Origin of the sequence: Schaalia sp., assembly GCF_050312375.1 — a bacterium.
GTDB lineage: Bacteria > Actinomycetota > Actinomycetes > Actinomycetales > Actinomycetaceae > Pauljensenia > Pauljensenia hyovaginalis.
The window spans coordinates 1-10,801 of record NZ_JBNOYB010000011.1 but is presented as its reverse complement, the minus strand read 5'-3'; the positions used below and the strand labels follow the sequence as shown (position 1 = coordinate 10,801).

The 10,801-nt window shown below is 69.3% G+C and carries 10 protein-coding genes; all 10 read left to right on the top strand.

All coding sequences use genetic code 11. From position 1 onward, the window contains the following. Positions 1 to 28 precede the first annotated feature (28 nt). The 10 genes from ACQY7V_RS00775 to ACQY7V_RS00730 all read left to right on the top strand — a co-directional run bounded on the left by ACQY7V_RS00775 (position 29) and on the right by ACQY7V_RS00730 (position 10,720). Complete coding sequence (locus tag ACQY7V_RS00775; RefSeq protein ID WP_154475218.1) at positions 29 to 1,291, top strand: DUF2318 domain-containing protein; 1,263 nt, start codon at positions 29 to 31, stop codon at positions 1,289 to 1,291. A gap of 49 nt (positions 1,292 to 1,340) precedes the next feature. Continuing rightward, positions 1,341 to 2,612 carry an ABC transporter permease gene (locus tag ACQY7V_RS00770; RefSeq protein WP_184451698.1) on the top strand — a complete coding sequence of 424 codons (1,272 nt, stop codon included), beginning with the start codon at positions 1,341 to 1,343 and terminating at the stop codon, positions 2,610 to 2,612. A gap of 2 nt (positions 2,613 to 2,614) precedes the next feature. Then, complete coding sequence (locus ACQY7V_RS00765) at positions 2,615 to 3,784, top strand: ABC transporter permease (RefSeq protein WP_428638463.1); 1,170 nt, start codon at positions 2,615 to 2,617, stop codon at positions 3,782 to 3,784. 10 nt (positions 3,785 to 3,794) lie between these two features. Further along, complete coding sequence (locus ACQY7V_RS00760) at positions 3,795 to 4,526, top strand: ABC transporter ATP-binding protein (protein ID WP_277299403.1); 732 nt, start codon at positions 3,795 to 3,797, stop codon at positions 4,524 to 4,526. Next, positions 4,523 to 5,071 (top strand): FMN-binding protein, encoded by a 549-nt coding sequence (locus tag ACQY7V_RS00755; protein WP_184451701.1) that lies wholly within the window; start codon positions 4,523 to 4,525, stop codon positions 5,069 to 5,071. Before ACQY7V_RS00760 ends, ACQY7V_RS00755 begins: the two co-directional genes overlap by 4 nt. Beyond that, the gene (locus ACQY7V_RS00750) at positions 5,071 to 6,087 is read left to right on the top strand and encodes an FAD:protein FMN transferase (RefSeq protein ID WP_428638460.1); all 1,017 of its coding nucleotides are present in this window, start codon (positions 5,071 to 5,073) and stop codon (positions 6,085 to 6,087) included. Before ACQY7V_RS00755 ends, ACQY7V_RS00750 begins: the two co-directional genes overlap by 1 nt. Before the next feature lie 89 nt (positions 6,088 to 6,176). Next, a complete protein-coding gene (locus ACQY7V_RS00745) occupies positions 6,177 to 6,398 on the top strand; it encodes a FeoA family protein (protein ID WP_184454365.1) in 222 nt (73 codons plus the stop codon). Further along, positions 6,395 to 8,593, top strand: a complete 2,199-nt coding sequence (feoB, locus tag ACQY7V_RS00740) for a ferrous iron transport protein B (protein ID WP_428638458.1) — start codon at positions 6,395 to 6,397, stop codon at positions 8,591 to 8,593. The genes ACQY7V_RS00745 and feoB overlap by 4 nt, the downstream gene beginning before the upstream one ends. Continuing rightward, the gene (locus ACQY7V_RS00735) at positions 8,590 to 8,910 is read left to right on the top strand and encodes a hypothetical protein (RefSeq protein WP_321082801.1); all 321 of its coding nucleotides are present in this window, start codon (positions 8,590 to 8,592) and stop codon (positions 8,908 to 8,910) included. Before feoB ends, ACQY7V_RS00735 begins: the two co-directional genes overlap by 4 nt. Positions 8,911 to 9,124: 214 nt before the next feature. Then, positions 9,125 to 10,720, top strand: coding sequence for an SLC13 family permease (locus ACQY7V_RS00730; RefSeq protein ID WP_428638456.1), 1,596 nt, complete (start codon positions 9,125 to 9,127; stop codon positions 10,718 to 10,720). Positions 10,721 to 10,801: the final 81 nt, after the last annotated feature.

The following is a 10,801-nucleotide window of genomic DNA, read 5'->3' as shown; positions in this document are numbered from 1 at the left end:
GCTCTAGCGAGCACGAGGAGGACGAGTCATGATCGAGCAGATGGGGCAGACGACTCTCGTCCTGCTCCTCAGCGCGCTCGCCATCGGAGTGATCGTCCCCGCCGTCCCCGCGGGCGGACGAGGGCGATCTGCCCGGCGCGTCCGGACATGGACGATCGGAACCGGTCTCGCGCTCGGCCTCCTCGCCTCCCTCCTCCTCACCCTCGTCAACACCCTCGCCCCGAAAGCCGTCAACCGGCAGACCGTGGCCCTGTGGAGCCTCCCCCTCGCGATCGGCCTCGCGATCGGCGTGGCCGTCCTCATCCTCCTGCGGGCGCGCCGCCCCGAAGGCGCGCCGCTCCTCGACCGTTCGCTGCGCCCCCTCATCGCCGCCTACATCGCCCTCGTGCTCTTCCGGAGCGCACCGAGCGCGATGGCCCAAGCCGTCATGCTGGTGCCCGCGGGAAGCGGGACGCCCTCCACCCAGACGGTTCTCGCCTTCACCGGATACGTCCTCGGCTGGGCGGCGGCCGCCCTCCTCGGCGCCCTCGCATGGAAGCTCACCTCCCTCGCGCAGCGGCGCTGGCCCATGGTCCTCGTCCCCGCCGTCCTCGCCCTCACCCACGCGCTCCTCATCATCCGCATCCTCCAGGCCCAGCGGGTCATCGAGATGTCCAACTCGGCCTTCAAGGCCCTCTCGTGGTTCATCAACCACGAAGCCGTCTTCCCGCTCGCTGGCATGTGCGTCCTCCTCGTCCTCGCCGCCCTCACCTGGGCCGAGGGGAGGACGATGCCCGGGAGCGGGGCCAATCCCGCCGAGGGGCGCCTCAATCGCGCGCGGGCCAGGCTCTGGAAGACGATCGCCGGGGCCGCCGCAGGGGGCTACCTGTGCGGCGCCCTCCTCATCACCCTGGGCGTGGCCGTCGGATCCGCGGAGGTCGAGCTCTCCGAACCGGAGTCCTACTCGGTCGTCGAGGAGCAGGCCGTGATCGATGTCGCCAAGATCTCCGACGGGCATCTCCACCGCTTCGCCTACACGACGAAGTCGGGGGTCGAAGTCCGCTTCATCGTCATCCAAAAAGCCGGATCCTCCTTCGGGGTCGGCCTCGACGCCTGCGAGATCTGCGGTCCGAGCGGCTACTACGAGAAGGACGGGAAGATCATCTGCAAGCTCTGCGAAGTCGCCATGAACATCGCGACGATCGGCTTCAAAGGCGGATGCAACCCCATCCCCATCGAATACACGGTCTCGAACGGCTCGCTGACCGTGCCGTTGAGCGTCCTGGAGGCGAGTGAAGGGGTCTTCGCATGAGGCGGAACGAACGCCGCATCCTTGTCGCCGTGCGACGGGGGCGGCGCTGATGTTCATCAGGATGCTCTCGCGCGCCCTCGTGCGGCGCGGAAACCGTCATCTCCTCATCGCCCTGACCGTCGCCCTGGGGGCCGCGGTCGCAGCCTCCATGCTCTCGGTCATGTTCGACGTCGGGGACAAGGTCAATCAGGAGCTCAAGTCCTACGGGGCGAACATCGTCGTCCGCCCGCGCGGAGCCGCCGTCCTCGAAGACCTCTACGGCGCGCAGGGGGCCGGCGAGTCCTATCTGCGCGAAGACGAGCTCCAGAACATTAAGACGATCTTCTGGACCTACAACATCCTCGACTTCGCGCCCCTCCTGCCCGTCGAGGCGCTCGACGCCGAGGGCGGGCCCGTCACCGTCACGGGCACGTGGTTCTCCCACCATCTCGACCTGGCGACCGGGGAGAGCGTCGACACGGGCCTGGACCGTCTGCGTGGATGGTGGACCATCGAGGGGGAGTGGGCTTCGCAGTCCGATCCCGCGGGCGTCATGGTCGGTTCCTCCTACGCGGCGAAGCGCTCCTTGAAAGCCGGCGATCCCCTCGTCCTCAGCCGCGGGGAGGAGAGGATCGAAACCGTCATCACGGGCGTGTTCGATTCCGGGGACGAGGCCGACGAAGGGGTCTACGCCCCTCTGGCCCTCGCGCAGCGGCTCCTCGGGCGCCCCGGGGCCGTCGGGTCCGTCGAAGTCTCCGCGCTGACGACCCCGGACAACGATCTCGCCCGCAAGGCGGCGAGGAACCCCGGCTCGCTGTCGGTCTCCGAACGCGAAACCTGGTACTGCACCGCCTACGTCTCATCGATCGCCTACCAGATCGAAGAAGTGATGACGGACTCCGTGGCGAGGCCCGTCCGCCTGATCGCCGAATCCGAGGGGACGATCCTGTCCAAGACCCAGCTCCTCATGATGCTCGTCACCCTCCTGGCCCTCGCCTCCTCGGCCCTGGCCATCGCGAACCTCGTCACCGCGAACGTCATGGAGCGCTCCTCCGAGATCGGGCTCATGAAAGCCATCGGGGCGAAGAACGGCTCGATCATCGCCCTCTTCCTCGCCGAGATCTCCCTCGTGGGCGGCGTCGGCGGCCTGATCGGCTACGGGGCGGGGATCGGCCTCGCCCAGATCATCGGGAAGGCGGTCTTCGGCTCGGCGATCGCCTTCGCCCCGATCGTCATCGTCCTCGTCGCCGTCCTCGTCCTCCTCGTCGTCCTCGGCGCCTCGGTCCCCGCAATCCGCTACCTGCTGCGCCTCAACGCGGCGGAAGTCCTCCACGGAAGGTGAGCATGAGCCGTCGCACGATGTTCTGGCGGATGGTCATGTCCTCGATCATCCGCAGGCGCTCCCGGGTCCTCATCGCGATCCTCGCGGTCGCGATCGGCGCGACCACCCTGTCGGGCCTGGCGACGATCGCCATCGACGTCCCCGCGCAGATGGCCCGGGAAGTCCGCTCCTACGGGGCGAATCTCGTCGTCTCCCCGGGCCCGGGCGCCGCCTCGCTCGACGAAGCGGCCCTGGCCGCGGTCGAACGCGCCGTCCCGAAGGACCTCCTCGTCGGCTCCGCCGCCTTCGAATACGCGACCGTTCTCATCAACGACCAGCCCTTCATCGCCGCGGGGAGCGACCTGGCCTCGGTCCGCGCCATGAACCCCTACTGGTTCGTCGAGGGCGCCTGGCCCGGCGGCGACGGGGAAGTCCTCATCGGGGAGGAGATCGCGCAGACCATCGGCGCGAACCCCGGCGACCGGATCCTCGTCTCCGCCCTCCTCGATCCGAAGCGGGATCCGGCCGGGCAGTCCTCGCGGGCCCAGAAGGACGAGCCCCTCTCCCTCCTGGTCTCCGGCGTCCTCAAAACCGGCGGCAACGAGGACGGCTACATGTACACGGGCTCCGCCGACATTCAAGGGATCACCGGGGCCGAACCCGCCCCGAGCATCGTCGAGTACTCGATCGCCGCGGAGTCCGAGCGCCTCGCCCAGATCGCCCAATCCATCGAGAGCGGGGCGCAGGACGTCTCGGCGCGCGTCGTCAAACGCCTCGCCGCCTCCGACTCGGGGGTGCTCGACATGCTGCGCTCCCTGCTCGCGATCATCACGGGAATCGTCCTCGCCCTCACGATGATCGGCGTCTCGACGACGATGGTCGCCGTCGTCGCCGAACGCCGGACCGAGATCGGCCTCCGCAAGGCCCTCGGCGCCTCGTCGCGCTCCGTCGTCGTCGAATTCGTCGGGGAGAGCGCGCTGCTCGGACTCGTAGGGGGCTGCTTCGGCGCCCTGTTCGGCTACGCCCTCGCAACCGGCGTCGCCCTCAACGTGTTCCACCGCAGCGTCGACGCGCCGGTCCTGATCCTCGTCATCACCGTCCTCGCCTCCATCGGCGTCTCCGTCCTCGCCTGCCTGCCCCCGGTGAGACGGGCCGCCGCCATCGATCCGGCCCTCGTCCTGCGCGGAGAATGAAGGAAGAAGCATGACTGAAGAAGAACGGACTCGTCCCCTCCTCGACCTGCGGGGGGTGTCGAAGATCTACGGGGACCTCCACGCGATCGACGAGATCAGCCTGCAGGTCCCCCGGGGCCAATGGCTCTCGATCGTCGGCCCCTCGGGCTCGGGGAAGACGACCTTGATGAACATCGTCGGCTGCATGGACACCCCCTCGCGGGGGACGGTCCTGCTCGACGGGCACGACATCTCCGACCTCACCCGCGATGAGCTCACCGAGATCCGGCGCGACACGATCGGCCTCGTCTTCCAGCAGTTCCATCTCATCGGCCACCTCAGCGCCCTCGAGAACGTCATGGTCGCCCAGTACTACCACTCGATGCCCGACGAGGCCGAGGCCATGGAGGCCCTCGACCGAGTCGGCCTGGCCGATCGGGCCTCCCATCTTCCCCGTCAGCTCTCCGGCGGCGAGCAGCAGCGGGTGTGCGTCGCGCGCGCCCTCATCAACTACCCGAAGCTCATCCTCGCCGACGAGCCGACCGGCAACCTCGACGAGAGGAACGAGGAGATCGTCCTCGACCTCTTCGGCCAGCTCCACCGCGAGGGGACGACCCTCATGGTCGTCACCCACGACGCCCGGGTCGCGGGCTGCGGCCAGCGGGAGATCGCCCTCGAGCACGGGAGGGTCCTCAAGGAGACCCTGCACGACCAGGATCGCCCCTTCAGGGCGACCGGAAAGGACAAGGCCGCACTGCGATGAGGAACGCTTTGGGGATCGGGGCCGTCGGACTGGGCGCGATGATGCTCGCGGCCTGCTCGCCCTCGTACACGATCGACATGTCGGTGCCGATGAGGGACGGGGAGTGGAGCGCGCGTTCGAATCCGGACGATCAGGGCGCCGTCGGGGTCATCACGATCAGCGTCGAGGGCGGCGACATCACGAAGACCGTCTACGAGACGAAGCGCGCCGACGGCTCGGACAAGGACGGCGAGTACGGGAAGGACTCGTCGGGCCAGGTGTTCAACGAGGACTATTACGCCCGGGCGCAGAAGGCGGTCGAGTCCTTCGCCCGCTACTCCCAGCAGCTCACCGATGAGGACGACCCCTCGAAGGTCGATGTCATCTCCGGTGCGACCGTCGCGCACAGCCAGTTCATGCAGGCCGCGATCCGGGCGATCAGCGCCGCCCAGGGGGTCGAGGACGCCGGCGCCGACCGCATCGACATCCCCGGTCTGAAGGACTCGACGGGCGAGGGGGACCCGGGGCTCGACGAGGACCTCGGCGGGACCGGGAAGCAGGGGTGATGGGAGCCCTCATCGATCTGTCCCTCCCCCTGGCGGGGGGCGAGTCCGATTGGCGATTCTCCTTCCCCGCGATGGGGACGCGCATCGATGTTGCGGGCCGGGGCGGTGATCCCGCCGCGATCGCCCGCGACTCCTGCGCGCTCGTCGCCGAACTGGAATCCCTGTGGTCCGTCTTCCGCAGTGATTCGGATGTCTCCCGCATCAATGCGAGTACCGACTGGTGCCCGGTGGACCGGCGCAGCGACGCGCTCCTCCGTGACGCCGTGGAGCTGTCGGAGGCGAGCGGCGGCGCCTTCTCGCCCCTGGTCGGAGCGCTCGTCGAGCTCTGGGGCCTCAAAGGAGCGCGGAGCCCCGGGGCCGGGGGCGCCCGGCCCGCGCCGACGCCCTCGGATGAGGAGGTCGAGCGGGCCGTGCGGGCCTGCGATCCCTCGCGTCTTCACAGGGATTCGAGGGGGCGTTGGCGCATCGCCGGGGATGAGGGGCCGCGGCCCCGCCTCGATCTGGGCGGCATCGCGAAGGGGGAGACGGCTGATCGTCTCCGGGACGCGGCGGCGAGTGCGGGCGCGGAGGGGGTCCTCGTCTCCGTGGGCACCTCCTCGATCGCGGTTCACGGCTCGCGCAGGGACGGGTCCGCCTGGCGCGTGGGCCTGCGCGATCCCGAAGGGCCCGAGGATTCATGGGGCAGTCGTGTCGATCTCGCCCGGGGCTCCCTGTCCACTTCGGGAGCCCTGCTCCCCGGTGCCGCCTCCCCCTTCGCCCGGCACATCCTCGATCCGCGCTCGGGGCGTTTCGCGTCTTCGGGGATCCGCCAGGCGACGGTGATGTGCGCCTCGGGGGTTCTGGCGGAGGCGCTCTCGACGGCCCTCGTCGTCGGGGGCGCCGATTGCGTCGATGAGGAGGCGGTCCGCCGCTGGGCGCAGGAGCGGGGGGTCGGGCGCGGATGGGAGTTCGTCCTCATGACCTCCGAAGGCCCCGTACGCTCCGGCGGGGCGCCTTGGGCTCCTCGGAGCGACTGATGCCCCTGAGCCGAGGGCGGGGTCGGCGGGGCCGAGGGGGGAGATTGTTTATCAAGGATTAGAAAACAAAGTGTAGTCTTACCTTCGTGATGCTCTCGAAGTGCCCCAGGAACAGCCACGGCCGTCTCGTGCGGATCGACGTCGACCCCGCGCACAGGCTCCGCCTCCAGGAACTCGGACTGCGACCGGGCACGGAGTTCTACCTCGCCAACCGCGCCGCCTTCGGCGGCGTCGTCCTCAACATCGCCGGCACCCGCGTCGCGGTCGATGCGCGCTCCGCGAAGCGCATCGACGTGGAGGTCGCCGCATGAGCTGCCCGAAATGCGCACCCTCATCGGCCCCGTCCGCCGTGGCGAACCCGGTGCCCGAAGAGCACGCAGAACGCCTCAGGGTCGATCCGACGATCGTCCTCGTCGGCAACCCGAACGTCGGCAAGTCGACCCTCTTCAACCTCGTCACCGGCGCCCGCCAGGCCGTCGTCAACGCGCCCGGCACGACCGTCGAGGTCATGGCCGGCGCATGGACCGCCGTCGGCGCCCGCATCCTCGACCTGCCCGGCACCTACTCCCTCATCGCGAACTCCCTCGACGAGCAGGTCGTCGTCGACACCCTCGCCGGAGCGCCCGGATCCTTCACCGACCCCGCTCGGGGCCGGGGCATCGACCTCGTCCTCGTCCTCCTCGATGCGACGGCCCTCACGCGCTCGCTCTACCTGCTCGCGCAGGTCGCGCGCACGGGCCGCCCCGTCGCCGCAGTCGTCACCCTCTCCGACGTCACCGCCCACGAGGGCGAGACGACCGATGTCGCCTCGCTCGGCCGCGCCCTCGGCGTCCCCGTCATGGCGATCGACCCCCGCTCGCACAAGGGCCTTGACGCCCTTGAAGACATGGTCCGCGCCGCCCTGCGGACGCGGCCGCGCGTCGCGGGCATCGAGCCCGATCCCGCGGCCCCCGGGTACAGCGCGACCGCCGCCCTCGGCGCCCTCGAGATGGCGCAGGAGGAGCGCGGCGCCGACGAGGCCCTCGACCCCGAATGCGGCTGCGGGCGCGGCCTCGACTGCCTCATGCGCGAGCCCGCCCCCGATTCCTCGGCCGCGGCCGCCGCGGCGAAGATGCGCGAGAAGGATCCCCTCGCCGTGGCCGACGACCTCTTCGCCTGGGTCGAGGAGGTCGAGGCGGACGCCTTCGGCGCGCGCGCCGATCAGGCGAAGCCGTCGCGATCGGACAGGATCGATCGGCTCCTCCTCCATCCGGTCGTGGGGATCCCCGTGTTCTTCGCGCTCATGTGGTTCCTCTTCAAAGTCGCGGGCGAATGGGTCGGGCCCGTCCAGGACTTCTTCGATGCGCTCTTCACCTCCGAGGACCCGGGGGCCGTCTCCCTCGCCAACCTCATCAACGCCGGCCTTGCGGCCCTCGGCTGGCAGGGGACCTGGCTCCACGGGCTCCTCGTCGGGGGGCTCGCGACCGGCCTCGGCGTCGTCGCCTCCTTCCTCCCGCTGATGTTCGTCATCTTCCTCCTCATCTCGATCCTCGAGGACTCCGGGTACATGGCCCGCGCGGCCTTCCTCGGCGACCGGGTGATGCGGGCGATCGGGCTCGACGGGCGCGTCATCATGCCGCTCATCATGGGCTTCGGCTGCAACCTCCCCTCCCTCGCCGCGGTGCGCACCCTGTCGAACGCGCGCCAGCGCCTCATCACGGTGCTCATCACCCCCTACACCTCCTGCGCCGCGCGGCTCACGATCTACCTCATGATCGCCAGGATCTTCTTCCCCGCTCATGCGGGGACGGTGATCTTCGCGATGTACGTCCTGTCGATCCTGCTCGTCATCATCGCGGCCCTCGTCCTGCGCCCCTTCCTCAACAGGAACGCGAGCGAGGCCCCCCTCATGCTCGTCCTGCCCGCCTATCAGATGCCGCGACTGCTCGTCACTCTCAAATCCACGTGGCTGCGCGCCTGGGCCTTCGTCAAGGGCGCGGGCAAGGTGATCGTCCTCATGACCCTCGTCGTGTGGCTCATGTCGGCGATCCCCGTCGCGGGCGGCTACTCCTTCGCCGATGAGGAACTCCCGATGGAGGACTCCGTTTACGGAGCGACCGCCCAGCTGCTCGTCCCCGCCTTCGAACCGGCGGGCTTCGGGGACTGGCACATGACGGGCGCCCTCATGACGGGCTTCGTCGCCAAGGAGACCCTGATCTCCTCGATCGTCACCTCCTACAACCTCGACCCGGCGACGGCGGGCGATGCGGAGGAGGGCGGCTCCGACCTCGGCTCGCTCCCCGAACTCATCACCTCTACCTTCCAAGGCACGGCGGGGGACGCCGCGCCCCTGGCGGCCTTCGCCTTCATGGTCTTCGTGCTCGCCTACACGCCCTGCCTCGCGACCGTCGCCGAGCAGGCGCGACAGGTCGGCGGGCGGATCACCGCGAGTGCCGTCGGCGTGCAGCTGGTGGCGGCCTGGCTGTTGGCGGTCGCGATCTTCCAGATCGGAAGACTCTTCCTGTGAAGCTGCTGGGGCGCGGGCGGGGCGCGTCCTCGGGGAGCGCGCGGCAGCTGCCCGCGCCGCGTCCCATCGGGGCGCGTCAGCGCCTGTTCCTCGCCTTGAGCCGAGGGGCGACGGTGAACGCAGCGGCCGCTGAGGCGGGGGTGCCCGCTCAGATGGCGGCGCTCATGGTCGATGAGATGCAGCGTCAGGGGCTGCTCGGCAGGGCCGAGAGCCTGTGCGCCTCGGGATTGGGCGCCTGCGGCGGAGGCGCGGGGGAGGAGGCGCGCCTGCATTGCGCGGGGTGCCCGCTCCTGCCCGTCGGCTTCGCGAGTCGGTGACCCGGAGGGCGCGCGCATCGCTCAGGAGGCGTGTGCGCGGAGGGCGCGCGCCGAGGGCGGTCCGGGCTGAACGGATGGGCGAGTCCGCCGCGCATTCTTGCGAGAGGTAACAATTTGGGACCGAAGTCCCACCTTTGCGAAAGTGGGACCTAAGTCTCATTTATGGTGGCCGAGTCCCCGTCCCTTCCTCAAGGCAGCCCGAAGGAGTGCAGCCATGAGCGTTCCCATCACGCACGCATCGACATCAACGCCACGCGCCCTCGACGAAGAAGCGCCCAAGGCGAGTCAGTGGAGGCGGCAGGTCATCGGCATCGTCGGCGGCCTCGCCCTGGCCCTCCTCGCCTTCTTCCTCTTCCCCGCCTCGGGCGTCGATCAGGTCAATGAAGTCGCCGCCGCTTCGGCGGGCGAAGACTTCGTCCCCTTCACCGACCTCGGTCTGCGGGTCGTCGTCTTCGCGGCGGTCCTCCTCGGAGTCTGGTGGATGACCGAAGCGATCCCCCTCGCCGCCACGGCGCTCCTCCCGCTCGTCATCTTCCCGGCCTTCCAGGTGGCGAGCTTCAAAGAAGTCGCCGCCCCCTACGCCTCGGACACGATCTTCCTCTTCATGGGCGGATTCATGCTCGCCCTCGCGATGCAGAAGTGGAACCTCCACCGCAGGATCGCCCTCGGGGTCGTCCTCCTCGTCGGCGCCCAGCCCAGGCGCCTCGTCCTCGGATTCATGATCGCGACGGGCTTCGTCTCCATGTGGGTCTCCAACACGGCCACCGCGGTCGTCATGCTCCCGATCGGCCTGTCCGTCCTCAACCTCGTCGCCGGACTCGTCGGCGGGATCGAGAAGGTGAAGAAGTTCGCGACCGGCCTCATGCTCGGCATCGCCTATGCGGCCTCGATCGGCTCGGTCGCCACCATCATCGGCACCCCTCCGAACGCCCTCCTCGTCGCGACTCTCTCGGAGAACTACGGGATCGACATCGGCTTCGGCCAGTGGATGCTCGTCGGCGCCCCGCTCGCCATCGTCTTCATGGCCTTCGCGTGGTGGCTCATGGTCTACGTCCTCTTCCGGCCCGAGATCTCCGAGATCCCGGGCGGGCGCGAACTCATCGAGGGCCAGTGGAGGGAACTCGGCCGGATGAGCCGAGGTGAAGTCATCGTCGCCGTGGTCTTCGTCGTCGCCGCGCTGTCCTGGGTCTTCGTCCCGATCGTCCTCGACTTCACCGGATCCGAACTCAACATCTCCGACTCCCTCATCGCGATGGTCACCGCCGCAGTCCTCTTCCTCATCCCCGCCGACTTCCGAACGGGCACGAGGATCCTCGACTGGAAGACCGCGAACGACCTCCCCTGGGACGTCCTCCTCCTCTTCGGCGGCGGCCTCTCCCTCTCCGCGATGTTCTCCAAGCTCGGACTCTCCCTCTGGATCGGCGAGCAGGCGAAGGGGCTGGGCGTCTTCCCGATCGTCGTCATCATCGCCGCGGTCGCGGCGCTCGTCATCTTCCTCACCGAGCTCACCTCGAACACTGCGACGGCCGCGGCCTTCCTCCCGATCATGGGCGGGGTCGCCACGGGAATCGGCATCACCTCGGACAATCCCATGAACGTCATGCTGCTCGTCGTCCCCGTGGCGCTGGCCGCGACCTTCGCCTTCATGCTCCCGGTGGCCACCCCGCCGAACGCGGTCGCCTACGGCTCCGGCTACATCAAGATCGGCGACATGGCGAAGACCGGCCTGTGGCTCAACCTCGGGGGCATCGTCCTCATCACCCTCGCCGTGTACTTCATCGGCGTTCCCGTCTTCGGGCTCACCCTCTGAGGGGAGGGCTTCGAAGGGACCCGGATCCCGGAATGAAGGCGATGCGGGTGGGCGGGTCGAGCGCTGCGGCGAGCAGACATT